Source organism: Streptomyces sp. NPDC050743 (assembly GCF_044456925.1).
Lineage (GTDB): Bacteria > Actinomycetota > Actinomycetes > Streptomycetales > Streptomycetaceae > Streptomyces.
Map to the genome: position 1 here is coordinate 251,533 of NZ_JBITGJ010000004.1, position 22,788 is coordinate 274,320.

The 22,788-nt window shown below is 69.4% G+C and carries 26 protein-coding genes; 2 read left to right on the top strand and 24 right to left on the bottom strand.

Going from position 1 to position 22,788, the window contains the following annotated elements:
- Window positions 1-240: 240 nt before the first annotated feature.
- From ACIBJF_RS07045 to ACIBJF_RS07060, 4 genes are all read right to left on the bottom strand, one after another.
- Window positions 241-2,109: an ABC transporter ATP-binding protein gene (locus tag ACIBJF_RS07045; RefSeq protein WP_399172664.1), complete on the bottom strand. Its 1,869-nt coding sequence runs from the start codon at window positions 2,107-2,109 to the stop codon at window positions 241-243.
- A 584-nt stretch (window positions 2,110-2,693) separates the two neighbouring features.
- Window positions 2,694-3,791 carry a DNA-3-methyladenine glycosylase family protein gene (locus ACIBJF_RS07050; RefSeq protein WP_399172665.1) on the bottom strand — a complete coding sequence of 366 codons (1,098 nt, stop codon included), beginning with the start codon at window positions 3,789-3,791 and terminating at the stop codon, window positions 2,694-2,696.
- Window positions 3,788-4,255, bottom strand: coding sequence for an NUDIX domain-containing protein (locus tag ACIBJF_RS07055; RefSeq protein WP_399172666.1), 468 nt, complete (start codon window positions 4,253-4,255; stop codon window positions 3,788-3,790). Before ACIBJF_RS07055 ends, ACIBJF_RS07050 begins: the two co-directional genes overlap by 4 nt.
- 470 nt (window positions 4,256-4,725) lie before the next feature.
- On the bottom strand, window positions 4,726-5,934 hold the full coding sequence (locus tag ACIBJF_RS07060) for a hypothetical protein (RefSeq protein ID WP_399172667.1): 1,209 nt from the start codon (window positions 5,932-5,934) through the stop codon (window positions 4,726-4,728).
- A 142-nt stretch (window positions 5,935-6,076) separates the two neighbouring features.
- Between ACIBJF_RS07060 and ACIBJF_RS07065 the strand changes: the two genes are divergently transcribed.
- Window positions 6,077-6,607 carry an NUDIX domain-containing protein gene (locus ACIBJF_RS07065; RefSeq protein ID WP_399172668.1) on the top strand — a complete coding sequence of 177 codons (531 nt, stop codon included), beginning with the start codon at window positions 6,077-6,079 and terminating at the stop codon, window positions 6,605-6,607.
- Between the two features lie 20 nt (window positions 6,608-6,627).
- On the opposite strand, the gene ACIBJF_RS07070 is transcribed toward ACIBJF_RS07065, so the two are convergent.
- From ACIBJF_RS07070 to ACIBJF_RS07165, 20 genes are all read right to left on the bottom strand, one after another.
- On the bottom strand, window positions 6,628-7,173 hold the full coding sequence (locus ACIBJF_RS07070) for an NUDIX domain-containing protein (RefSeq protein WP_399172669.1): 546 nt from the start codon (window positions 7,171-7,173) through the stop codon (window positions 6,628-6,630).
- On the bottom strand, window positions 7,170-8,015 hold the full coding sequence (locus tag ACIBJF_RS07075) for a class I SAM-dependent methyltransferase (RefSeq protein WP_362490991.1): 846 nt from the start codon (window positions 8,013-8,015) through the stop codon (window positions 7,170-7,172). The genes ACIBJF_RS07070 and ACIBJF_RS07075 overlap by 4 nt, the downstream gene beginning before the upstream one ends.
- 60 nt (window positions 8,016-8,075) lie before the next feature.
- Entirely contained in the window at window positions 8,076-9,005 is a 930-nt protein-coding gene (locus ACIBJF_RS07080) for a DUF2797 domain-containing protein (RefSeq protein ID WP_399172670.1), read from the bottom strand.
- Between the two features lie 36 nt (window positions 9,006-9,041).
- Complete coding sequence (locus ACIBJF_RS07085; RefSeq protein ID WP_006143029.1) at window positions 9,042-9,734, bottom strand: AAA family ATPase; 693 nt, start codon at window positions 9,732-9,734, stop codon at window positions 9,042-9,044.
- Complete coding sequence (locus tag ACIBJF_RS07090; protein WP_399172672.1) at window positions 9,731-10,810, bottom strand: hypothetical protein; 1,080 nt, start codon at window positions 10,808-10,810, stop codon at window positions 9,731-9,733. Before ACIBJF_RS07090 ends, ACIBJF_RS07085 begins: the two co-directional genes overlap by 4 nt.
- Window positions 10,807-11,634, bottom strand: a complete 828-nt coding sequence (locus ACIBJF_RS07095; RefSeq protein WP_399172673.1) for a hypothetical protein — start codon at window positions 11,632-11,634, stop codon at window positions 10,807-10,809. The genes ACIBJF_RS07090 and ACIBJF_RS07095 overlap by 4 nt, the downstream gene beginning before the upstream one ends.
- Entirely contained in the window at window positions 11,631-12,260 is a 630-nt protein-coding gene (folE, locus tag ACIBJF_RS07100) for a GTP cyclohydrolase I (RefSeq protein ID WP_399172674.1), read from the bottom strand. Before folE ends, ACIBJF_RS07095 begins: the two co-directional genes overlap by 4 nt.
- Before the next feature lie 56 nt (window positions 12,261-12,316).
- Complete coding sequence (locus ACIBJF_RS07105; RefSeq protein WP_398058771.1) at window positions 12,317-13,060, bottom strand: 7-carboxy-7-deazaguanine synthase QueE; 744 nt, start codon at window positions 13,058-13,060, stop codon at window positions 12,317-12,319.
- Window positions 13,057-13,467 carry a 6-carboxytetrahydropterin synthase gene (locus ACIBJF_RS07110; protein ID WP_061915999.1) on the bottom strand — a complete coding sequence of 137 codons (411 nt, stop codon included), beginning with the start codon at window positions 13,465-13,467 and terminating at the stop codon, window positions 13,057-13,059. Before ACIBJF_RS07110 ends, ACIBJF_RS07105 begins: the two co-directional genes overlap by 4 nt.
- 59 nt (window positions 13,468-13,526) lie before the next feature.
- Window positions 13,527-13,994, bottom strand: coding sequence for a DUF6082 family protein (locus ACIBJF_RS07115; protein WP_399172675.1), 468 nt, complete (start codon window positions 13,992-13,994; stop codon window positions 13,527-13,529).
- 73 nt (window positions 13,995-14,067) lie between these two features.
- Window positions 14,068-14,643 carry a DUF6624 domain-containing protein gene (locus ACIBJF_RS07120; protein ID WP_399172676.1) on the bottom strand — a complete coding sequence of 192 codons (576 nt, stop codon included), beginning with the start codon at window positions 14,641-14,643 and terminating at the stop codon, window positions 14,068-14,070.
- Window positions 14,640-15,212 carry a hypothetical protein gene (locus ACIBJF_RS07125; RefSeq protein WP_399172677.1) on the bottom strand — a complete coding sequence of 191 codons (573 nt, stop codon included), beginning with the start codon at window positions 15,210-15,212 and terminating at the stop codon, window positions 14,640-14,642. The genes ACIBJF_RS07120 and ACIBJF_RS07125 overlap by 4 nt, the downstream gene beginning before the upstream one ends.
- Window positions 15,213-15,286: 74 nt before the next feature.
- On the bottom strand, window positions 15,287-15,778 hold the full coding sequence (locus tag ACIBJF_RS07130; protein WP_391034651.1) for a LuxR C-terminal-related transcriptional regulator: 492 nt from the start codon (window positions 15,776-15,778) through the stop codon (window positions 15,287-15,289).
- Window positions 15,779-15,906: 128 nt separating this feature from the next.
- Window positions 15,907-17,160 (bottom strand): acyl-CoA dehydrogenase family protein, encoded by a 1,254-nt coding sequence (locus ACIBJF_RS07135; protein WP_399172678.1) that lies wholly within the window; start codon window positions 17,158-17,160, stop codon window positions 15,907-15,909.
- Between the two features lie 89 nt (window positions 17,161-17,249).
- Window positions 17,250-17,891, bottom strand: a complete 642-nt coding sequence (locus ACIBJF_RS07140; RefSeq protein ID WP_399172679.1) for a GAF domain-containing protein — start codon at window positions 17,889-17,891, stop codon at window positions 17,250-17,252.
- Window positions 17,891-18,523 (bottom strand): GTP-binding protein, encoded by a 633-nt coding sequence (locus ACIBJF_RS07145; protein ID WP_399172680.1) that lies wholly within the window; start codon window positions 18,521-18,523, stop codon window positions 17,891-17,893. Before ACIBJF_RS07145 ends, ACIBJF_RS07140 begins: the two co-directional genes overlap by 1 nt.
- A gap of 7 nt (window positions 18,524-18,530) precedes the next feature.
- Window positions 18,531-18,935, bottom strand: coding sequence for a DUF742 domain-containing protein (locus ACIBJF_RS07150; protein ID WP_399172682.1), 405 nt, complete (start codon window positions 18,933-18,935; stop codon window positions 18,531-18,533).
- Complete coding sequence (locus ACIBJF_RS07155) at window positions 18,932-19,447, bottom strand: roadblock/LC7 domain-containing protein (protein WP_061916021.1); 516 nt, start codon at window positions 19,445-19,447, stop codon at window positions 18,932-18,934. Before ACIBJF_RS07155 ends, ACIBJF_RS07150 begins: the two co-directional genes overlap by 4 nt.
- Before the next feature lie 70 nt (window positions 19,448-19,517).
- Window positions 19,518-21,035, bottom strand: coding sequence for an ATP-binding protein (locus ACIBJF_RS07160; RefSeq protein ID WP_399172756.1), 1,518 nt, complete (start codon window positions 21,033-21,035; stop codon window positions 19,518-19,520).
- Between the two features lie 182 nt (window positions 21,036-21,217).
- On the bottom strand, window positions 21,218-21,610 hold the full coding sequence (locus tag ACIBJF_RS07165; protein WP_399172684.1) for a DUF6415 family natural product biosynthesis protein: 393 nt from the start codon (window positions 21,608-21,610) through the stop codon (window positions 21,218-21,220).
- A gap of 378 nt (window positions 21,611-21,988) precedes the next feature.
- On the opposite strand from ACIBJF_RS07165, the gene ACIBJF_RS07170 reads away from it, so the two are divergent.
- Window positions 21,989-22,783, top strand: a complete 795-nt coding sequence (locus ACIBJF_RS07170; protein ID WP_360964833.1) for an aminotransferase class IV family protein — start codon at window positions 21,989-21,991, stop codon at window positions 22,781-22,783.
- Window positions 22,784-22,788: the final 5 nt, after the last annotated feature.

Consider the following 22,788-nt stretch of genomic DNA (forward strand, 5'->3'; position numbering starts at 1 on the left):
CGACCGTGACTGCGTGATCCTGTTGCCTGGGCATCCCGGGCACCGCGGTGTCCACGCCCGGGGCGCCGCCCCGGACACAGCCGTGGAGGGAAATCACCTTCCGCCGCACACGAAGGGAGGCGTCACATGGCCGTGGGCCGGTCACCGCATCGGCATCCGGACGGGCCGGCATGGCGGTGTGCCGTGTGCTCACGGCGGCGGACAGGTCCGTGAACACGATGCTCTTCTGCGGGCGTGTGTTCATGCGCGTGCCTGCCGCTGCTCGTCATCGTCCTTGGCATCCGAGGTGACCTGGCAGGACAGCAGCTGCCGGAACAAACCGCGCTGCTGAGATAGCTGTTCGTAGGTGCCTTCCTGCACGATCCTGCCCTCGTCGAGAACGACGATCCGGTCGGCCACGGCGACGCTGGTGATGCGGTGGGTCACCAGCAGCACCACCCGGTCCCGGGCAAGGTCCCGCAGCCGCTGGAAAATCCGGTACTCGGCCAGCGGATCGAGGTTCGCGGTCGGCTCGTCGAGGACCAACAGCCCTGCCTGGCGGAAGAACGCCCGTCCGAGAGCGATGCGCTGCCACTGGCCCCCGCTCAGTTCCTCCCCGTTGAGCCACTCGCGGGCGAGAAGGGTGTCCAGGCCGGCGCCGAGCTTGTCGACGACCTCGTCGGCGCCGGCGGCCTCACACGCCTCGCGCACCGCCGCGTCGCCACGTGCCGAGGGCTGCCCGAGGGTGATGTTCTCCCGCACCGTCAAGGGCCAACGCGCGTAGGTCTGGGGTACCAGGGCCACCTGTTGCCACAGCGCCTGCGGCTCGGCGTCGCCGGTGGGAACGCCGTCCCACAGCACCTGTCCCTCGGTCGGCAGGTACAGGCCGCTGATCAATTTCGACAGCGTCGACTTCCCCGAGCCGTTGAAGCCGACCAGGGCGGTGACCTCGCCCTGGCGCAGGGTGAGTGTCACGTCGGACAGAGCGTCTTGGTTCTTGCCCGCGTACCGGTGCGTGACCGACCTGATCTCGATCTTCTTCGGCGGCCCCGGGCGATGCGAGCCCCGGCGCATGCGGAACCCTCCGGCCCTGTCCAGGAAGCCGCTCCAGTCGTCCATGTACAGGCCCGTGCGTACGGCGCGAGCCCCTACCGAGACCAGGCCGCGGACCGACTGGCCCACCGTCTGCAGGGCGAAAACAGCAGTCCCGGCGTGTCCGACGCTGATGCGGCTGGTGGCCAGCAGCCACACGACCGCCGCCCATACGACCGCCGACCCGAGGCCGCCGCACAGCGCGCCGATCAGGGACATGCGGGCTCCCTTGTCGGCGGCGGCGCGGTCCTCGCGGTTGATCCGGGCGACCGTCTGCCGGTACCGGCCGGAGAGGAAAGCGGCCATGGTGCCGGCACGGATCTGGTCAGCGGCCTCCTTGGTGTAGATGTGCCAGCGCAGGATCGACAGCATCCGCAGGTCGCCGTTGCTGCGCAGATTCGCCAGGTATCGCACACGTGCGGCGCTGACCTGGGCCAGGGCCTGCGGCAGGCTGGCCGCGACCAGAAGGGGGAGAAGGATCCAGTGCACGCCGGCCAGCACGATCGCTCCAGCAACGAAGGAGGCCGACGAGGCGATCAGGTCCTGCCCCTGGTCGATCAGGTCCCCGGTGACTTGCGCCCCGCGGTCGGCGGCTTCGCGGTCGTGGTTGAAGTCGGGGTCGTCATAGGCGCACAGCTCCACCTCGGCGCAGCCGGTGAGCAGCATCTGCTCGGCCTCGCGCGACATCAGTGGGCCCAACCGGGAAGACAACCAGGAGACGGTGATCCCCAGAAGGGCGCGTACGCCGGCGGTGCCGGCCAGCAGGGCCACAGAAGGCCACGCCTGAAGAAGCTTTTGGTAGACGTCTCCGCTGGTCAGCAGAGCGGTCAGGGTGCCGCTGATGGCGACCAGACCGAGGGCTTGCATCACGCCGGTGACGGCCTGGCACAGCAGGAGACCGATGGTCGCTCGGCGGTCGACCTGCCATGCGAGAGCCAGTGACCGGCGTACCAACTGCGGCAGCCGCCGGGCCATATCGCGCATCCTGATCGAACGGCCGGCCGCTTCACGGCTGCCCGTCAGATCGACATACCGCATCTGCGGCTCCGTGGCAGCCGATTCCGATTCCGAGGGCTCATCCGGCTCGGCTGTAGAGGACGCGTCGGGCTCGGTCGTCGGTCCGGGAGGCAACGAAGAGGGTGTGGACTCCGGCGGGGCGGTGCGCGGCCCCGGGATGTTGTCGGGTGATGCATCGGTGGGCTCACTCATGCCGCCCACCCAGTATCCGGTCGTGCTGCGCGCTGGGCGGCGGCGTCAACCTGCCGCCCGGATCGTGCGGAACACGGGACAGTCGGCATAGGACGTTCGAATACGGCGATGGGATTCGCAGGGACGGGAACAGGGTTCACGGAGTCCTCCAGATGGACGCACGAGGGGTACTGGTGCTCTAACAACGGCCCCCAGACGGGTCTGTCACGGGCAGATCCGGGGCAGACAGTGGGCGAATGTTCTATTGGGTGTCCGGGGTCAAGCGGGCCTTGTCGTGGGTCGCGCCTGTGTCGCTCGAACAGCTGGGATCACCCTTTCGAGGTATTGCGGGGGATCCCGTCGGGCGCGGTGCGGGCATGGCAACGAGGAGCAGTGGCGGCGGTGGCGTCCGCTGCTCTCGACCTGGGGGCGGGTCAGGTTCCGGTCTGCTCCAGGGCCGCGTTCCATGCGGTGAGGGCGTCGGGGCCGGAACGCAGTAGCGGGGCGACGGGATTGGTCAGGTACTCGTGCTCGACGAGGTAGAGGCCGGCGGTGCCGGCGTAGCCGGGGAACAGTTCGTTGAGGCGGGTCATCACGGTCTCCGCCGCGGCGTCGTCAGCGTCGAGGAGGCGGCGCGCAAGGATCTTGCGGTTCCACACGTCGATGCCGAAGACGGCAGGGTCGCGGGAAGCGTGGGAGGCAATTACCGCGGCGGTGTAGGGGCCCACTCCTTTGATTTCCTGGACGGCCTCCATCAGGTTTCCGGCGGCCTTGAGGTCCTCGGTGCTGTGGTCGCGGAAGTAGGCCGCGTAGTGCGGAAGGCTGTTGGCGCGAAAGCCCAGACGGTCCCGTTCCTTCAGCGCCTCCGGCGAAATGTGGGCGATCTCGTCTGGGGTGAACCAGGCCCGCAGCGTGATCCCGTCGAAGTGGACGAGACGGCCGTAGTGGACCAGCAGGTTGCGGGTCATCTGGGCGGTGCGGCGGATGGTGACGTTCTGCAGCAGCAGGGCGATCACGGCGATCTCGAAGTGGTCCTCCGGGCACGACTGCCGCATCCCGCCCAGGGCTGCGAGTGCCTCGCGCATTGCGGGCACTCGGGACGCGAGTTCCGCGAACGCCGCCTGGTCTTCGTCTAACCCGTATGAAGAGATGAGCTGGCGCGTCAGCTCCTCGCGGTCGGCGGGCTTGAAGTCACCGTCGGTGTAGATGTCGGCGATCACGGTGCGGTCCTCGGCATGCAGCCGGACTCCGACCACGAGGTCGCCGACTCGGAAGGTACGCCAGCTGCAGGACTCGGTGTGGGCTTCCAGACCGGTGGCGTAGTGGGACGGCTTCCAGAAGGTGAGCAGGGCGTTGAACGGACCGTCGCCGGTTACGGACAGTTCGAGGGTGTCGGTGTGGTCGAGGGTGCGGGGGTTCACGTCATGCTCCTGGGTGGCAGCCATGGGTCGCAGGGGGCCGCCGAACAGCTCGTGTTCGGCGTCGGAGACCTGCGAATCGGCCATCGTGACCGGGCCGAAGAATCTCTTCACCGGGCGCCTTCCGCAGGCCAGTTGATGGCCCGGTCGGACGGGCCGTGGGTGAGCATGTGGAAGATGGTGGCGGTGTAGGGGTGACAGTCCGGCGACGGTCGTTCCATCGGCACCCAGAAGAGCCCTTCGTGCTTGTGTGGCTCGGCGTTGTACGGCTCACCCGTCCAGGACTGCGCTACGACCACGGCGGTGATCCGGTCCAGGCCATCGTCGGAGTCGTGGTGGTGGATTAGCCCGCAGAACTCCTGCTGCTCAGCAGTGATAAGGACCCTCACCTGCTCCATGGCCTCGCGTCGCGCAGCATGGTCGAGTGGTTCACCGACTTCCAGGTGGCCGCCCACGACAGTGAGCTGTCCCGGTGCGAGGGCGGCGTCCAGTGCGCGGCGTACGCACAGGGCGGCGCCGTTCGTATGGAGCAGGACCTGTGCCACGTCGGCGATCAGCTGGTGAGGCGAGTCGCTCACGGGTGGCCCTCCTGTACCAGGCGTTCTACGGTGTGCCGAGCATTGGTCACGAGGGCACCGCCGTGCCGAAAGCTATAGGTGAGGACGGAGGACGGGAGAGGTGTGGGCTGCGTCATGCCAGGTACCTCGTATCCGTTCGTGACCCGTCGGCGAGCAGAGCTGCGCGACCGGGGGTGAGGCGAAGGCTGGCGCCCGAGGAGGTAGCGGCATTTTCGAACGCAGGATGAACGAGTCCAGGACGGCGTACGGGATGCATGGGGACTCCTCGGGGCGAGATACGGACAGGTGATCGGGTAACGGCGGTCCTGCTGTAGCCGTAACGGGTGGAGGGGGGCGAAATCTAGAACGTGATTTCGAATACCGGGCTCTCTCCTTGTGCGGTCGAGCGGGGCGGGTTGTGATGCAGCGTTCGATCACTCATGTGGGTTGCGGTACCTCCTGCGGGGGATTGCCGGGGGGTGCTTGGTCAGTCATCGCGTGGCGAGGTCCGGGCGGAGGGCGATGGCGTCGCGAAGAAAGCTGCGCTTGGAGTAGAAGGTGTGCTCGGCGGCCCAACCGTGACTGGCGAGGTACTCGCAGAGCCAGCTGTCGATCCGCTTCATCTCGATGAGGATCTCGTCCGGGTCGTGGTCGAGGATGCTGCGTGAGCGGAGGTACTCCAGCTCGCACTGGGAGAGCACCACGTCGGGGGCCGCCAGGAGGGCGCAGCGATCGAGGAAGATGCCGTAGACGTGTCCGGTGCGCAGCGACTCGCACTGGATGTCGTAGCGGACGCGCTGGAAGGGCGGCATGGCCCGGACCTGGAGGTTCAGGTCTTCGCGCAGGAACGTCTCGAACCGGTCGGGGGTGATGTCGAGGCCAGGGGTGAGTTCCTCGCGGCGGGCGAAGGCGTCCTCGGTGAACCACTTTCGCTTGAGCACGTGCCCGGCGGTGACGGTGGGGATGAAGGAGGCGTAGCCGATCTCGGGCTCGGGGCCGGTGACGTCGAACAGATGGTTCTCGGTGTGGTGGATCTGGAACTCTTCCCGGTACTCCGGACGGCAGCCTTCCAGCTTGCCGTCGCGCAGTGCCTTGAGCAGTTCCATGGACGCGGACCAGATGTCCGGTGCCGGGTCGAGGGTGTACTTGAACTCCAGCTCGGTGCCGGAGAAGTGCTTGCGGAAGTACCGCAGATGATTGTTGAGCGCCGTGCTCGACTCTGCGTGCGCCGTCAGCACGGGGTCGAACCAGCGCAGTTCCTCGACCGGGCCGTGGCCTACTGGGTCCCGGGTGGTGCGGACGAAGCAGGCGTCCTCGGGGTGGAAGCGGATCTGCGCGTACGCGTGGTAGCCGCCGCCGGGGTGTTCGGCTAGGTAGCACAGCGGCACCAGGCCGGGGGCGGCCTCGGTGCCGACCAGGCCGCGCAGGGCGGGGCCGGCGATGGCTTCGGGGAACAGTTCGCCGCCGTCGATCCTGGCCGCCCCGAGCCGGGTGCCGCCGGGGTACAGCGCTTCGACCGGGCAGGGCCCCAGCGCGTTCCAGCGGACGATCACGGTGGTGGCCGGCCGGCATACCTCCTGCGGTGGCACCCGTACGAGCACGATCGGCTCGTCTGGTCGCCGTGGCGCGGTGCGGTTGAGGAGGTGGACGCCGCCGAGGACGACCCAGGCTCCCCGGTCCGAGGGCTGCTCATCGGGCACGCTGGTCTCCTTCGTGTGAAGCGGGTGCCGCAGGTGATCGCCCTGCAGCCCGAAGGGGCCACCGGGTCGGCCGGACATCCCCGGATGGCTGCCTGCTCGTCGCTGCGACGTCCGGCCGGTTTGTCGGCCTAGGGTGGGGCGGGTGAGTCATGATGAAGTCGGTCAGGTGATCTTGGACGAGGCTGTTGCGGATGCCCGCCTCGCCGCATGGGAGTTCGACGGTGCACGGGCCTGGCTGGAGGAAGCCCGCAGGCATCCCATGGAGCCGCTGGCGGCCGAGGTGTGGGTCACCGACCCTGCTTTCGAGCACGTCCTGCTGGTCAAGCACCGCGTGCGCGGATGGGTGCCGCCAGGCGGCAAGGTGGAGCCGGGCGAGGCGCCGCGTGCGGCAGCGGCACGAGAGCTGCTGGAGGAGACCGGCCTGCGCACCGAGTTGCTGCCCGAGCCCGCGGCCGTGGCGGTGCGTTCCTACCGGGCCGACTGGACTCCGACGCTGGGCCTGTCCTACGCCGCGATCGTCGGACGCGACGTTCCGCTCGCCGGGGAGCAGAACCAGCCGGCGGCATGGTTCCGTCTGGACACAGGCTGGGACAGCGTCTTCCCCGAAGACCGCGAGCGGATCCGTGCGCACGCTCGCCGTCTGGCAGCCGGCCGGGCGGTCGGCTCCCGCTGAGGCAGGCCCCTGGCCGCCGTTCACAGGACGGCCTCGATCCGGTCGAGGTCGGCCGAGGGCAGGGTGACGAGCTCAAGGTCGTGCAGGAAGCGGCACCACACCGGCTCCAGGCCGGGTTCGCGCTCGAACTCCTCACGGTCCAGGCATCCGTTGGCGTGCGCGGCGGTCCGCAGCGCGTGCTGCTGCAGCTGGGCAGGGTGGATCCACCGAGGGGCGAGGACCTCCCGGGGCGAGGGGCACAGCGACCCGGAAACCTCGGCCTGGAAGATCCACCAGTGGTGGCCGACCGGACCGCTGGGCGTGCGGTGGCAGTGGTTGGGCCGCCACTGGTCCAGCAGCAGGTGCAGGTGGGTGACGGTAAGACCGACCTCTTCGGTGACTTCGTCGCGGGCGGCCTGCTCGGGGCCGCCATGCTCGTCGACGTGGCCGGCGACCGGGGCGATTCCGGCCGGAGGAATCGCCCGCTCGAACACCAGCAGGCCGCTCGGGGAGGAGATCAGTACCCCGACGCTTGCGTGGTCACAGAGGCGGGCCCCGCTGCCGGGAGCCGGGGCGGCCGGAGTCATGCGGTGGCCTCCGGCCGTTGGGCGACGACGACGAGCCAGCTCGTCACGGCCGGGGCATCGGGGGTGGTCATGGCGTAGGCGGTGTCGAGGATCTGCATCCGTTGGGCGTGGGTGAAGTCGCCCTCGGGCCGCGCGAAGACGGGGATGGATAGCCACGCCTTCTTCTCGGCCATGGTGCTGTGCTGGGCGGTGACCTCAGTGCCGACGACCGTCAGTCCGGCTGAAGTCAGCTGCTCGGTGACTGTTTTCAGCGGCAGCTTCGGCGACATGTCCGCGTCGCGCGGCGGTGGGATGTATCCGTGGATCTCAGCGGCGACTTGGCGGATGAGGGCGTTCAGGGTAGGCCCGGTGCGGGGGGACAGTTCGTCGGGGTGCCGGACGCCGGCGAAGCCACCGCCGATGTTGAAAACGAAGCGCCCGCCTGGGCGCAGGATGTGGGCGACGGCTGCGAACACTGCGGCGGTGTCGGTCTTCCAGATTGCGGAGTTGCACACTACGGCGTCGGCGCTGCTGGCGTGCAGGTGGTCGGCGAGCCGTTCGGCCGGGGAGGTGATCCAGGTCAGGCGGGCGTCGGTCAGGGTGCGGCGACCGACACGCTGCATCGCGGCGGCGTTGTCGACGGAGACGACCCGAGCGCGGGCCGGGATCAGGTCGAGGATCGCGCGGGCGGTCGCGCCGGCGCCGCCGCACAGGTCGACCACCAGGCTGGCGTCGGCCAGATGGCCTCGGCGGGCAAGGTCGCGGCTGGTCGCGTCGTACATGGGGTGGGCGCGGGTGAAGGCGTCGTACGCCTCGGCGTTGCTGTCCTCGTCCCAGCCGAGGATGGCGTCCTGGGGTGCCATGTTGCTGTGGCCTCGCTTCTCAGAGCGGCCCGGCAGTGCAGGCCGGGTGTTCGGGCAGGGTCAAAAGAGCGCGGACTGTACGGCGGCGGGCGGTGAGGAGAACTGTGCGCCGAGGACGATGCGCCGGCCCTTGAGGGTGCCGAGGTCGAGCAGGTAGGGCAGTTGTTCACCGTCGCCGTCGAGGGTGGCGAGGACCTGGGAGCCGAGGCAGGAGAGCACCGTCAGTCCGTGCTCACCGGAGCGTGGGTCGTGCGGGTACAAGGCGCGCCCGGTCTTCGGCGTGCGCAGCAGTTCGCCTTCGCCGGGCGGCGTCCACGGCTCCGGTGTGGCCGGGACGTTCAGGCCGCTCAGGGCCGCGGTGGCGCGGTCGAGGTGCTGATGGTGGGCGGCACCGGCCGGGGCGAGGTCGCGCAGCTCGGCCAGGGCCGTCAGCTTGGCCGCGGCTCGCACGGTCTGCGTCAGGCCGAGGTGGCGGGTGAGGGCATCCTCCAGGAACCGCACGGCGCGGCCGTCAGCACTCCGGGCGAGGTAGGTAGCGATCAGGGCACCCTGTTCGTCGAGGCGGGAGCGCTTACGGGGCTCGGCCGCGGTGCCGATCTTGGTGGTGCCGTCGGCGAACGTCGCCAGGTACAGCCAGTGCGGCTGGGCCATGTACGCCGCCAGGGCGTCGGGAACATGCCCGCCGGAGTGGAACCGGTGGGCGAAGCGGAAGTCGTCCCGCCCGGCGCAGGCCGGGCACTGTCCGCCGGCCTCGGCCGGGGCCCGGTCAGGGCAGGCGACCGCCTCGACGCGGACGCGGTCGGCGAACCGGTACCTGCCGGTGCACCACCGGCCGGTACCGCTCACCTGGTAACTCAGGCGCCTGCCCATGACCGGGGCGTAGACGAGTGGTCCGCCGGTCACGGGGGCGAGCAGAAGGCGGGGGTCTGCGCTCGCCCAGGTGATGCCGTGACAGACGTATGTCCCGCTGGTGGGCAGGGCCTGGTCCATGGTGCGTTCCTTGTCGATCGGGGAGGTAGGGCCGGTTTAGACGGTCAGGCGCAGACGGTCGGCCAGGGCAGCGGCGGCGGCCTTGAAGACCTGGTCGCGGTCCAACTGGGCGACGTCCAGCGTCAGCCAGGCGCCGCGCTCCGCCTGTTCGCGCATCTGGTCCAGGACGGTGTCCTGGTAGCGGATGAAGTCCTCGTCACCGCCGCCGGCGTGGCCGGCCTCCAGGGAAGTGAACGAGCCTTTGCGGACGAGAGCCTCGCGAGCACCGATGTTCAGGAAGAACACCAGGTCCGGCTTTGTGAGATGCGCGAAGACCTGCTCGCACAGGCGGGGGGAGACCTCGGGGTTGACCGCGTACCGAGCGAGGATCTTGTGGTGCGCGTTGTCGAGGATCACGTGGGTTCCCGCGGCGAGGGCCGGCTGGATGACGAGCCGGTCCTGCAGGGTGTACCAGGAGGCCAGGGCAAGCAGCCAGTAGTGGTCGCCGCATGCCTGGGCGACGCCGGCGTCGCGCCGGTAGACCAGCTCGTTGAGGCGGTCGAGGTAGGCGGACAGCTCCGGGTCCCGGCGGACGTCGGTGCTGTGCTTGCCGATGAGGACTGCCGTGTGGCCGGCGTCGTTGAGGGCCTGGTGCAGGCGGGCGGCGAGGGTGGACTTGCCGGCCCCGTCACCACCGACGAAGGTGATCAGCTTCCCGGCTGCGGTGGTGGTCGGCGCGTTCGCCGTCATCGGGATTCTCCCAGGGGGTGGGTCGGGCTGGCGGTCAGGCGGCCGGTGATGATGGTGCGGATGCGGTCCACCAGGACGGCGCGCTGGCGCAGGACGTCGCTGTGACGCTCATTGGACAGGTCGGCGGGAAAGTGCGTGGCGAGGTTGTTGGAAATGACGTGGAGGTAACCGAATCTGATCCCCGCCTGGCGCGCCGCCGCCCCCATGGGGCCGATCTCCGGGTCGACGAAGGCGTACGAGGCGGTGTGCTGGGCCAGCCAGTCGCGGTTCTCCAGCAGGATCGACGGGGAGGACACGTGCAGGCCGCTGCGCACCCCATCGTGGGCGGCGGCGTAGTCGCCGAAGAAGTCGTCCCAGCTCACCATCACCCCGCGTACCAGGCTGGTGTTGCCGGTCGCCAGCCAGGCGTTCGGTTCGACGCCGGGGGTCAGCGAGCCGACCTTGCCGACGTAGACGACGTCGCCTGCGCCGAGTTCGGCAAGGCGCGTGACGACCCGTCCGGCCACGTCTCCCCAGATGCTGTGGAGGAACCCGAGGTAGACCACGCGACGGCCGGCGACGTCGAGGCGCTGCCAGGCGTAGCCGGGTCCGCGGGTCCACACCCCGTTCTCGGGAGCGAGGTACTGAAGGCCCCAGCCGACGATCACCAGGTCGCCGTCCAGTTCCAGGTCGAGCGCGTCGAGCGCCGTTCGGCACTCCTCCTGCTCGGGCGGCTGATAGGTGACGGTGCCGACGGGGCGGCCGGTCATGGCCAGATACGTGGCGATGATCAGGGCGTAGTGCTGGACGTAGTCGGCTCCGGGGAACGCCTTGACGATGAGGTCACGGCCGTGGATCTCTGCGGTGGGCCGTTCGATGTTGAACAGCTTCCCGGTCTTCTCGTACCGGGAGATCACCGCCGTGCGGTCGTAGCCGCCGATGACGCGGATGCTGTCCCAGTCCTGGTCCTGGATGAGGTGGTGGACCTTGATCTCCAGGTAGCGCAGCAGCCTCGCGTGGGTCATAGTGTGCCCGGCCGGCTCGATCGGGGCGGCGCGCAGGAGTCCGGGGGTGGGGTCGGCGAGTAAGGGCGTCATCGGTGCTCCTCGGCGATCGTCACGGTGCTGCCGGCCGCCGCGCGAACGACGGAGATGTTCTTCCGGATGAGGTCGAACCGGTCTTCGGGGATCGGGCCGAGCTTCTCGATGCGGGGCGTGGAGGGCTTCTCGTATGGCCCTTCGGGCAGCAGGGCGACGCCCATCGCGCCGAGGATGACCGGGGCTGCGCCGTCCACGGAGGAGATCCACTCGTGCTCGCGCTGCCCGATCAGCTCCAGGTGCCCGGTCCGGCCCAGACCGAGCAGCCGGTAGATGAGCAGATCGTCGACCAGGCCGCGATCCTGCAGGTAGGCGGTCGCCAACCAGCGGGTGCGGCACAGTTGCTCGTCGGGATCCGGTCGACGCGAGGCCGGCAGGGCGATGGCCCCGGCCCAGCCGCTGGTCACAAAGGCGTCGTAGGTGCGCAGCCACTCGTCGTCGTCCGCGGCGTGCAGGACCGCGCACAGCCGGAATGCGTCGCCGGACAGCTTCCGGATCTCTCGCGCGGCCTTCTCGCTCGCCTTCAGGGTCGCGGTCCCGTCCCGCATGACGTCCGGCAGGATGATCTCCCTCGCGGACACCGCCAGCGCGGCTTCGACGAGGCTTTCCGCCGGCAGGGCGTAGCCGAGGTCGAAGAGCCCGTTGTCGATGATGATCTCGGCGCCGCGCTCGGCCTCGTGAGCGAAGAAGGCCCGGTAGCTCTCGTCGGACAGCACGTGCTGGGCGGCCACGTGGTGGACGCGGGCCGGCTCCTGGGCGACGAAGTTCTTCAGGTAGGCAGGCGGAGCGATGACGGAGAAGTCGATGCCCGCGGTGGTGATCACGACGCCCCCCACAGGCCGGTGGTGAGGGTGAGGAACTGCTGGGAAAGGACGGGGTCGGTGCCGAAGCGCCCGCCCGAGTGCACCGTGGTGGTGCGAGCCTCCTCCATCCGTACGCCCCGCATGCTCATGCACAGGTGCACGCCGCGCACGGCGACGGCGATGTTCTCGTGTCCGATCACGCCGTTGAGGTATTCGGCGACCTGGCGGGTGAAGCGTTCCTGGACCTGCAGTCGGCCGGCGAAGTGCTGGGCGATCCGTCCGAACTTCGACAGGCCCACCACCTCGCCATCCGGCACGTATCCAGCAGTGACCTGCAAGTTCATGGGCAGCATGTGGTGCTCGCAGAGCGACCACACGCTCATGCCGCCCACGATGACCAGCTGACCACCCAGCTGGGACTCGGTGAAGCAGGTGGCCGTTTCGGCGCCGTCCGGGGACAGGAAGGCTTTCCACCAGGCCGCGACGCGGTCCGGGGTGCCGGTCAGCCCCTCGCGGGCGGGGTCCTCGCCCAGCTCGACCAAGAGCTGGTGGATCAGGGCGGCGACCCGGCCGGTGTCGATGACCGCAGCGGGCCCGGCGACGGCAGCCGTCGGCGCCGCCGCAGGGCTGGCGATAGAGGTCGTCATGGGCGTCTCTCGTTTCCGGGGACTGGGGAACGGATGGGGCGTGGAGTCGCGCGCGGTCAGCGGCCTCGGGTGTCCGCGAAGGCCAACACGTGAAGGCGGGTGGTGAAGTGCCAGTGCCGGGCCGCGACCCCGTCCGCGAGGACCCGGGTAGTCGCGGTGATCACCTCGGGGGTGGTGCCCTCCGGCATCACCCACACCGGCGCGAGCCGGTGGGCGTCGGCCAGCTCGGCGATCCGGTCGAGGTCGTGCACCGTGGAAGCGACGAACTTGAACGCCGCCCGCCCGGAGGCCACAAATGCCTCCAGCGCGGCTGGCACGATGCTCTTGGTCTCCTTCACGCCGAAGCTGGCAAGCTTGGGCGAGACGTTGAACCGGACCCCGTCGGCCACCAGCTCGGGAGTGGGCGCGATGGTGCCGTTCGTCTCGAACTCGATCCGCTTGCCGGCTGCTATCAGTCCCCGGACGAGAGGCACCAGTCGCGCCTGCTGGATCAACGGCTCGCCGCCGGTGATCACGACCAGCTCGACCGGTGAAGACGAGGCCCAGGCCACCAGGCCCGCGACGGATTGCCTCGTCGACTCCTCGTGCGGGTCGAACCGAGACCAGTCCCAGGTGTACTTCGTGTCGCATCGCGTGCAAGTGAGGTTGCACCGGGACAGGCGGATGAACAGGGCCGGGTGTCCGCAGCTTGGGCCCTCGCCCTGAAACGTCGGCACCTCGGTACCGAAGCACTCCGCGACGATCAGGAATTCGCCTTCGGCAGCTTCCGGTTCGAGGTTGAGCGGCTTGGTTGTGGTCATTGGCCCACCACATCGAAGCGGGCCCAGCTGCTTGCGGTCTCGCGGACTAGGACGGCGACAAGGCGGCCGGGGATCTCCGACTGGAGGTTCTGAACGAACCAGCCGGCCAGGAACTGGGCCAGGCGCTCCGAGGTGGGCTCGAAGGGCAGGATCTCGTGCAGGTTGTGGTGGTCGAGCTCGGTGTCCAGGAACGACTTGAACGGGGCGAGCGCACCGAAGTCCGTGACAAAGCCGGGATCCTCCAGTGCGGATGCAGTGAGGATGACCTCAACCTCGTAGCTGTGCCCGTGCTGGCGGGAGCACTTGTGCTCATGCGGCAGCCGGGGAAGCCGATGGCCAGCCTCGAAGCCGAACTTCTTACCAATGGTGAAATTGCCGGGCGGTAGTGGAACAGCAGTGAAGCCCATTCGTTTTCTCCGAGAGGTGAGGGTGTGGCTGATTCGGGCGGGGTGGGGCAGCCGCCTCTTCAGGGGGCTACGGGCTGTGCCCCCAGGTGGTTCTTCGCGGCCTTGTCCAGCACCTTGGTGAAGTGCTCGGCGCGCTCGTCGCCCTCGGCCTCCTGAGCGCGGTGGTCCCCGAAACGGGCCCAGTACCGCCGGCAGACGTCGCTCTCCATCAGCTTCGAGGCGTAGAACGGCAGATGCCCGTCCCGGACGTAGCCGAGGCGGTCGCGCAGGCTGAGCATGCAGATGAGCTGGTTGGCCTTCAGCAGATGCATGTACTCCTCGACGTCCAGGTCCTCGGGCGTCCAGAGCTTGGCGAGGTCAGGGTTGGCGGACATCTGCGTCAGCCAGTCGAGTTGGTTGCGCGCGACGGTCGCCTCATTTCGTTCTGCCTGGTGCCGCGCGTCCTGCCTCAACCGGGCGGCTCCGACCACGGCGGTGGCGAGGGAGACCGCGGCGCCGGCAGCGAGGACGGCGGTGGTGAGCTTCATGCTTTAACGGTCCTTTCACACAAAGTGGTCTGGGCGAGGGGCGGGTCTGTGGAAGCCTGCGGGGCTCGCTGCGTCATGCGACCCCCGCGAGCACGACGCTCGGTGAGCCGCCGTCAATGCGATCCAGGGCGTACCGGCGGCGCACAGTGTCCAAAGCGACGGCGATCGGCGGCAGTCCGACGGCGGCCCTTCGCTGGTCCAGCAACTGCGGCGCACGCAGTGGGCACAGCTCCACCCCTGCTGCGCTGAGGACGAGTTGCGTCCCGAACTCTTGGGGTCGCCCGCTGTTGACCAGGGCGCGGTCGTGAAGGTGGGCCCAGTGCTGGATGCGCGCATCGCCGTCCTGGACCGCACGTTTCAAAAGGGTGGTGGCCGCCCGCTGGAAGTCGGGTTCGTCGTCGGCGTGAAGAGCGATGCTCCAGGCGGCACGTGCTGCGTCGGGGCCCACGAGACGGTGGCCGGGCCAGTCATGTTCGGCCAGGATGCGGCGCAGCACTTTGGTGTCGGCGTGCTCAGCGTGACGGTCCTGGCCGAGGTGGACGGCGTCGAGCTGGTTGCGTACGCGTCTTGCCCGGCGTGCTGCCGACTGTGCGGCGCGGGCGATGAGTTCGCGGGCGAGGTCCGGCCGCAGCGGTTCCGCGGTCCTCACGCGATACTCCGCTGGTCGGCGGCGGACTGCGGCTCGTGGACCTGGCAGCCGATGAGCGCGCTCAGCCCAGGCCGAAGCTCGGCGGTGAGTTCGAGGCGCGCGACTCGCTCATGGTGCTGTCCGGTGCCCGATCCCTGGACGTCCCAGCCCATGTCGGTGAGCCGACGAAGGAATGTGGCGATCGGATCGACGTCGAGAGAATGGCGGGCCATGGCCTCGGCCCGCACAAGCGGTACCTCGAGCCGGGCGGCGAAGTCGGAGGCCCACAGAGTGATCAGCCGGACGGTGTCATCGGAGTGACCGGGCAGGGTGTGGACGCAGTCCAGGAAGAGGCACGGGCCTTCGCCCCATCCGAGGTCGGGCCCGCGTTGCGGGATCATGCAGGCCAGCAACAGCCCGTCCTCGAACAGTCCAGCCGGCTTCACCTGCGGGGCGCGGAACAGGGCCGGGATATCGGACCGGGCGGGTGTAGGCACGCCGCGCAAGGCGAGCCAGCGCTGACGGTCCTGGACGAGGGCCGCGGCCTCATCCCGTTCGGCGTCGGTGCGCAACGACCGCATCTCGTACACGGCCGGTAACCCTGTCGCGCACTGGCTTCGAGGCGCGGGGGAGGACTCGATGGCCGTAGAAGCGGGTGAGGCATTCACTGGCTAGCTCCGCTCTCCATCGTGGTGACCCGCCTGGCGCCCAGCAGGCCCCACGCGTGGGCCCAGACGACAAGTTGGGTGGTGTTGGCCGCCCCGGTCTTGTCGAGCAGTTCGTCATGTGCGGCTCGCACGTCGGCGGGCGCGATCTTGGCTATGGCAGCAATGTCGCTGGGATTGCTGTGCTCAGCGACCGCCCGCAGCAACAGTTGCTGCTCTGGACTGAGTTCCGGCATTGGCCTGTCCGTTGCGGGCGGAGCGACCTGCCGGGCGCTGCACAGGAAGTGCACGATCACCGGGGGCTTGCAGCGGGGCGGGCAGTGGAGGCTCTCCCGGATGTCGCGTACGTACTGGCGGACGGTCACGGCCGACAGCCCGGTCCTCGCGGCGATCTCTTGAGGGCCGAGGCCGTCCACGAGGTGCTGGGCGACGCGCTGCTGGGTCGGGGTCAGGGGGGTGATCGGTGCGCTGGTCGTCATGCGCGGGGTCACGGGTGTCTCTTTCGCGGCTGGGTTGAGGGATATCGGGTGGTGTGTCGCCGGACCCCGCGGGGGCCGGGGGCCGGCGACACAGGCCCGTGCGCGGCGGTCTGGATTCACGGGGCGCCGCACACGGGGGCTCATGCGGCTGTCGGGTCGGGGCGGGCCCACGCCGCTTCGGCGGCGAGACGTTCCGACCACTGGATGTGGGCCTCGTCGAAGGCGGCGTCGGCGAGGCGTATGCGCTGGACTTCGCCGGTTCCGGCCGGTGGGTAGGTGAACTGGATGTCGCGCCACAGGCGCTGGAGGATGTAGTCGCCGTTGAGGGCGTGGGCGCCGTGCAGCTCCATGGCGTCCTGGGTTGACTGCATCGCCCACTGGTGGCCGAGGTACTTGGCGTTGATCAGGTCGGTGTCGCAGGGCAGGCCCTGGTCGAGGAGGTGCACGGACTGATAGGCCAGGATTCGCCCGGCGCGCAGGCGGGCCTCCATGTCACCGATGCGGTCCCGCAGAAGCGGCAGATCGGAGAGGGCGCCTCGGTAGCGGGAGCGCGCCTTGAGGTAAGCGGTCGAGGCGGCCACGACTGCCTCGTGTATTCCCAGGCTGACTGCGGCCAGGTTGGGACGGCCGTACAGGATGCTGCTGCTCTGCGCTACGCCCAGCCCCTGGCCGATCTCTCCGACCACGTTTTCCTCGGGGACGTGGACGTGATCGAGGTCGAGGCGGCCGGCGGAGAAGCCGTGCAGGCCGAGGCCGGGACGGTGGTCGGCGACCGAGAGCCCTCGGCGCTTGGATTCGACCATGAACGCGGTCAGCGCCTGGGAGGTGCTCACGCCTGCCTTGGCGGTCCGGGCGACCACGAGGTGGGCTCCCGCGAGGTGGCTATTCCCGATGTGGATCTTGCTGCCGGTGATCACCCATTGGTTGCCGACGTGCTCGGCGATGGTCTCGATGCCGCCGATGTGCCCGCCGGCTCGCGGTTCGGTCACGGCGATCGACAAGAGCAGTGAACCGTCCGCTACGCGGGGCAGCCAGCGGCCCTTCTGCTCGTAGGTGGCGAAGTGCAGCAGGGCGCCGACGGGGATCAGCGTGGCCTGGAGGATTGCCGCCGCAGCCGCCGAGACGCGGGCGATGCGGTGGACGAGGATGGTCTTGGCCACGTGTCCGGCGCCCAGCCCGCCGAAGGAGGACGGGACGGTGACGGCGAACCAGCGTCGTGCGGCCATCAGGTCGGCGACCTTGCGCTCCACCCTGCCGGGGGCGGCCTCCATGCGTGCGGCACGCGGCGCGATGTGCTCGGCCGCGAAGGCGTCTGCCTCGTCCCACAGCAGTTCGTGGCGGGCGGTGAGATAGGGGCGCAGCGCCGGCGGAGGTGTGGTGGGTGTGGCGGGCATGGTCGTCTCCCTCTCCCTGGATGAAGGTCGCACGGTGGAGCGGCCGGGGATCGCCTGCGGCTCCCGGGTGGGGGGGGGCGTGCAACGGACTAGCGGACGGGCGCGCGGGCGATGTGGTCCATCACCCGGACGCCGGCGTTGATGACGATGTCTCTCAGCCGTCGGGCCTCGCTCAGGGGCCGCTTCTCGGGGTCGATGACGCACACCGTGCCCAGCACGGTGCCGCTGTCGTGGATGAGCGGGGCACCGAAGTAGGAGCGGATCCCGACCGCGTCGACCACGGGGTTGCCGCTGAAGCGCGGGCTGGCGTGCACGTCGTGCAGCGGAAGCGCCTTCTTGCGGGCTATGACCTCCGGGCACCAGCCGTGGTCGCGGCTCATGGTGCGGCCGACGATGACGTACCCGCTGTCCGCGGGCGGCTGGTGCAGCCCGACGAAGGTCTGCTCCTCCAGGAAGAGGTTGACGAAGCCGTACAGGAACCCGGCTCGTGTGGCCATGTCGCGGGCCAGTTCGTCGAAGTCCTCGCTGGCAGCGGTGGGCACGCCTAGGCGATCCAGCAGCTCATACCGCTGCGCCAGCTCGGTCGCCTGCTGGGCCTGCGGGACGGGGAGGGCGGCGCCGGCGGGGAGGGGTGGCTCATGGGTGACGTCCCGCATGGTGCGTCGCGGCAGCGACTGCGTGAGGGGGGCGGTCTGCCGCGCGCGGTAGGGGTCGTTGGGCTGATACGACATCAGGCGTCCTGAAAGGTGGTAGTGGATGCGGGGCGAGCGGGGCTTGCCGATGCGCTCTTCAAGGCGTGGCCAACGAGGGTCAGCAGGACGCCAGCGACGTGGTTCGGATCGCGGGCGTCGCAGGTGACCACCGGCACAGAGGCGGGCAGTTCGAGGGCGGTGCGGACCTCATCGGGGTGGTAACGATGTGCTCCGTCGAACTGGTTCACCGCGACGACGAAGGGCAGGCCGATGTCCTCGAAGAAACCGACGGGGGTGAAGCTGCTTTCCAGGCGGCGGGTGTCGACCAGGACGACCGCGCCGACGGCTCCGCGACAGAGGTCGTACCAGAGGTCGACGAACCGGTCCTGGCCGGGCGTGCCGAACAGGAACAATTCCAGGGGCACGGGCGTGTCGGGCAGGTTGAGGCGACCGAAGTCGAAGGCGACCGTGGTGGTCTGCTTGGCCTCGACGCCCGCCAGGCTGTCCACGTCCGCGCTCGCCTCGGTCAGGTACTCCTCCGTGCTCAGCGGCGTGATCTCACTGACGGCACCCACGGCGGTGGTCTTGCCCGCGCCGAAACCGCCAGCGATCACGACCTTAAGCACGGTCGGTGCACCGGTACGCGGGCGCGACGACGGCCGCAGCACCACGGCCGGGTCACCCGGCCTGGGGGTAGGCGATGGCATCGGGCCACTTCCTCTTCAGGCCCGCAGATAGGGCCGCCAGCAGTTGTGCAGAGGGACGTGCATGCGCGTCGGACGCGGCATAGGCGGTGACGGGGATGACCAGGGCGTCGGCGTCCAGGAGGTCGGAGATAAGGATCTTGACGGCGGTTACGGGACGGCCGAGTCGGCCCGCCAGCTCGGTCACCGAACGCCGGTGCTCCCGGCACAGGGCGAGGATCTCTGCGCATTCTTCGGCCTGGCCCGGGCCGGGCCGTCCGGGTCCGGCGTCCAGCACCGTGTCCAGGCCGAGCAGATGCCGTGGCCGGGTGCGACCGCGCGTCAGGGTGTAGGTCCGCACGAATGTCGAATCCTCGGCCGCGCTCCCGTGTGCGGTCACCGGACCTCATCACCCGTGCCGACGCGGACGGGGATCTGCATGTAGGGGGCGAACTTCTGCACCAGGCGCCCCATCTCGAACCCGACGGTGCCGGCATCGGCGTCCATGGTCGCGATCACCGCGAGGACCGTGTCCACCACTCCCCGTTCGTTGCCGGGATGGCCCTCGAAGGCCGCGCTGCGACCGGAACTCTGGACGAAGATCAGACAGTCGTCTCGCTCGATGACGACCTGCCTCGCCGGCCTCTTCTTGTGGGTGGGACCGGTGATGTTCGCCGCGAGTGAGGCCACTCCGCTGATGGCGGCCGACAGTTCGTCCGCCCAGTCCTTGTCGACGTCGCTGTCCAGCAGCCGCAGTCCGTCCCGCGAGAGCAGGACGGCGTGCGTGACGCCCGTCGTGTCGGAGGCGAACTGCCGCAGCAGCCACGCCATGTTGTCCCGCTGTCCGCTTGCCGTTGTCTCGGTTGCGGGTGCGTCGCCGGTCACGTTGTTCATCGCGGGGTGGGTACTCATAGGGATCGCTCCAGAAAGGGGGGAAGGGCCAGCGGATGTAACGGCCACCGGGAACGTGGAGGGACGAGGTTCAGGGCCTGGGGTGCTCTGTCGAAGCGGTGGGAGAACCGGCTTGCCCGCCGGTCTGGATGCCGGTGCGGAAGGCGGCTGCGAGCCCTGGCGTCGCCGCGATCACGGGGGCTTGCTCCCGCTCGTGTGGCGGATGGAACGTGCCGGCCTGGCGTCTACGCGTGGGAAGGGCGGGCGCATCAGCAGAGTGACCTGCCCGTGCGGGTTCCGGAGCCCCTGCGGTACCGGGGTGTGGGACCTGCCCCGGCCTCGGAGTGGCTGGAGTCGCGGCAACCTGCTGCGGTTGCGGCGCCAAGGGGCGGGCGTCCTGGGGCAGCGCGCTCGCATCGTCGACGGAGGGAATCGCTACTAGGAGCCGTGCCGGGATGACCACCAGGGCGGTGGTGCCTCCCGTCACGTTCTCCTGCAGGAGAACGGACAGCCCGTGCGACTGGGCGATCTTCGCGGCGACCAGCAAGCCGAGCTGCCCCGCTCGCACCTGGCCGCTGACGTCGACCTCTTCGGGGGCCTGGAGCAGGTGGTTCATCTGCGCCCGCGTCTGCGGATGCATGGGGATGGCCCGGTCCTCGACCTCGACCGCCAACCCGTTCGCCACCCGCTGCGCACGCACCATCACCTTCGTAGCCGGATCGGAACACTCACAGGCGTTCTCGATCAGCTCAGCCAGCAGGTGCGTCAGGTCCGGACCCACATGGCCGGGAAGGCCCAGCTCCGCGCCCACGGACCCCGCCGCAACCGCCACCCGCGGATACTGCACGACCTCGGAGACGGCGCCGCGCAGCACGCTCTTGACGGGAACGGGCCGACGCACGCTGCGCAGGGACTGCCCGCCCAGCACCGCCGTGCTCTCGACCTGGCGACGCATCCGCGTCACGAGGTGATCGATCTCGAAGATCTTGGCGAGCAGCTCCGGGTCGTCGGTCAGCATCTCCAGCTGGCTCAGTGCCTCAAGCGCCTTGCCGACCAGCGCGTGCTCGCGCATGGCCAGGCGACGCAGCACTTCCAGGAGTACGACGGACTGGGACTCGTCGTGCACCCGTATCAGCGACGCGATGGCCTGCACCTGGAGGGCACTCAACGCCTTGTTGATCTCGACGTTCGGACTGGCCGATGGTGGCACCTGCAGGTCCGGCAGCGGCGGCCGTCCCCCGCGGCACAGCTCGTCTGCCGACCACTGCACCGACTTTTCGACGGCCGCCGCTGCTCCTGCGATCGCTGCCAGTGCCGCTGCCTGGGCATGCTCCGCAGCCGTCTGCACGGCCCCTGCAGCCGTTCGCGCTCCGCGAGCCGCCAGCGTGGCGACCCCCGCCAGTCCGCAGACCAGGCCGGCGAGGAGCCAGCCGGGGCCCACTGCGGACACCGACCAGAGGATGAAGGCGGCACCAAGCAGTGCGGCAAGGAACACTAGGGGCAGTGCGACGGCGCGGTGGACACGGTGCAGCGTGAACGCGTCGATCTGAGGCCGCCGTCGGCGGTGGCCGGTGGCGGCTGGCCCTGCCGCAAGGGCGCTGTCAGGCATGGGAATCCTCGTCAGGGTGGGGGTGGCTACGCGGGCTCCGGCGTCAGGTCTGCGCAGGTCTGGTGTGTGCTGCGTGGGGTCGAGCTCCCGTGGAGCGATGCGGCCGCTTACTCGATCACCACGAAGAGCCAGCCACGCCATGGGACCGAGAATCAGCGCGATCAGAACTGCCCCGGCGGCGGTCATGTCCGGGGCACCGACGCGGCCAAAACCACGCGGGCGAGGGCGAGAGCGAAGATCGCGCCGCGCAGCACGTTGATCGGCGGCTTCCACCAGCGCCGTCTCTGGACCGGCTTCGCAGGGGCCACGTCGTGGGCCTGCACGGCAGCGATAAGGTCTTGGGTTGCCTCGGCCAGCCTGACCAGATGGACCCTGCTGGGCATGTAGCCCTCGGGGATTCCCGCCGACGCGAGTTGCTGCGCGCGGCGCAGTACGGGTGCTTCCGGGGGCACAACCAGCCCGAGCTGGCTGACGTGACCGCGAAGGCGGCAGGCGAGTTCCTCCACGTCGGCGGCGCTCTCCGGCAGCGGCGACTCCTCGTCCAGCACGAGCGCCACCGTCTCCGCTGCGGCCATCGACCGATCGCGGTCAGGGCCTGGTTCGGCACCGACAGCGCCCTGTCCGCTCGGGCCAACGCGCTGGCTGGCGTCCCGGCGGAAAGTCAGCCGACGACGCATGAGACAACTCCTGTTCGCATGAGGCCAACTCGGCTTGGCCGTGGTCGGTGAGACGCCTGGTGTCGGGCGCAACCGTGTCCTTCCAGGCGGGTGGCACACGGGAGCGCGGCATGCGGCGTCGTGACATCGCGCCGCGCTGATCACCTCGCCGATCACTCGACGTGATTGCGCGGTGACTAGAGAACACCTCGCGGTGAAGCCTGGGGAATGACTTTCAGATGACGTTGACTCGTCAGTAACCCTGTTTGGGGTGCCGCCGGAGCAAAGGGGCCTGACATGCTGGGCGCCATGGTGACTCTCGATGGAACGCCCGTATCCGTAGACGACCTGCTTCCCTTGGCGCTCACAAACGTCGGCCACTTCACGTCCATGCGCGTCGACTCCGACGGCACTATCCGCGGCCTGACACTGCACATGGAACGCCTCGCACGGGACTGCAAGATCGTGTGGCATGCGGCTTTGGACACCGACCGTGTGCGCGAGTACGTCCGTCAGGCCCTGGAGGCAGAGCCCCATCCATGCGTCGTGCGTGTCACGATCTACGACCCGAAGGTCGAGCTGGGCCATCCGGCCGACGCCAACGAACCGCACGTTCTCGTGTCCGTGCGCGGAGCCGGCGCCCTGCCGCCGGCTCCGCTGCGCGCCCAGAGCCTGGTCTACGAGCGGGACCTCCCCGAGGTGAAGCACGTCGGCCTCTTCGGCGCGTTGCACATCAGGGGCGCGGCCCAGCGAGCGGGCTTCGACGACGCCTTGTTCGTCGGCCGCGACGGCTTCGTCTCCGAGGGCGGTACTTGGAACGTGGCCTTCATCGACCAGGAAGGCACCGTGGTGTGGCCCGACGCCCCTGTACTGCCCGGCGTCACCATGACCCTGCTCCAGCAGCAAGTCGAACACCGCACCGCTACCGTTACGTTGGAACAGGCGAAAGGCATGGCTGCGGCCTTCGCCACGAACACCTCGATCGGCGTCCGCCCCTTGGCCGCGATCGACGACACCCAGCTCCCCGTCGAGCACCCCGTCTTGACGCGGCTCCAGGAGGCGTACCTGTCGATCCCCGGCGAGACGCTGTAAAGCAG

Coding starts and splice junctions, on each gene's coding strand:
- ACIBJF_RS07045 (WP_399172664.1), bottom strand. CDS start 2,109: ATGCGGTATGTCGATCTGACGGGCAGCCGTGAAGCGGCCGGCCGTTCG.
- ACIBJF_RS07070 (WP_399172669.1), bottom strand. CDS start 7,173: ATGACTCCGGCCGCCCCGGCTCCCGGCAGCGGGGCCCGCCTCTGTGAC.
- ACIBJF_RS07075 (WP_362490991.1), bottom strand. CDS start 8,015: ATGGCACCCCAGGACGCCATCCTCGGCTGGGACGAGGACAGCAACGCC.
- ACIBJF_RS07080 (WP_399172670.1), bottom strand. CDS start 9,005: ATGGACCAGGCCCTGCCCACCAGCGGGACATACGTCTGTCACGGCATC.
- ACIBJF_RS07085 (WP_006143029.1), bottom strand. CDS start 9,734: ATGACGGCGAACGCGCCGACCACCACCGCAGCCGGGAAGCTGATCACC.
- ACIBJF_RS07090 (WP_399172672.1), bottom strand. CDS start 10,810: ATGACGCCCTTACTCGCCGACCCCACCCCCGGACTCCTGCGCGCCGCC.
- folE (WP_399172674.1), bottom strand. CDS start 12,260: ATGACGACCTCTATCGCCAGCCCTGCGGCGGCGCCGACGGCTGCCGTC.
- ACIBJF_RS07105 (WP_398058771.1), bottom strand. CDS start 13,060: ATGACCACAACCAAGCCGCTCAACCTCGAACCGGAAGCTGCCGAAGGC.
- ACIBJF_RS07110 (WP_061915999.1), bottom strand. CDS start 13,467: ATGGGCTTCACTGCTGTTCCACTACCGCCCGGCAATTTCACCATTGGT.
- ACIBJF_RS07115 (WP_399172675.1), bottom strand. CDS start 13,994: ATGAAGCTCACCACCGCCGTCCTCGCTGCCGGCGCCGCGGTCTCCCTC.
- ACIBJF_RS07135 (WP_399172678.1), bottom strand. CDS start 17,160: ATGCCCGCCACACCCACCACACCTCCGCCGGCGCTGCGCCCCTATCTC.
- ACIBJF_RS07140 (WP_399172679.1), bottom strand. CDS start 17,891: ATGTCGTATCAGCCCAACGACCCCTACCGCGCGCGGCAGACCGCCCCC.
- ACIBJF_RS07155 (WP_061916021.1), bottom strand. CDS start 19,447: ATGAGTACCCACCCCGCGATGAACAACGTGACCGGCGACGCACCCGCA.
- ACIBJF_RS07160 (WP_399172756.1), bottom strand. CDS start 21,035: ATGCCTGACAGCGCCCTTGCGGCAGGGCCAGCCGCCACCGGCCACCGC.
- ACIBJF_RS07165 (WP_399172684.1), bottom strand. CDS start 21,610: ATGGCCGCAGCGGAGACGGTGGCGCTCGTGCTGGACGAGGAGTCGCCG.
- ACIBJF_RS07170 (WP_360964833.1), top strand. CDS start 21,989: ATGCTGGGCGCCATGGTGACTCTCGATGGAACGCCCGTATCCGTAGAC.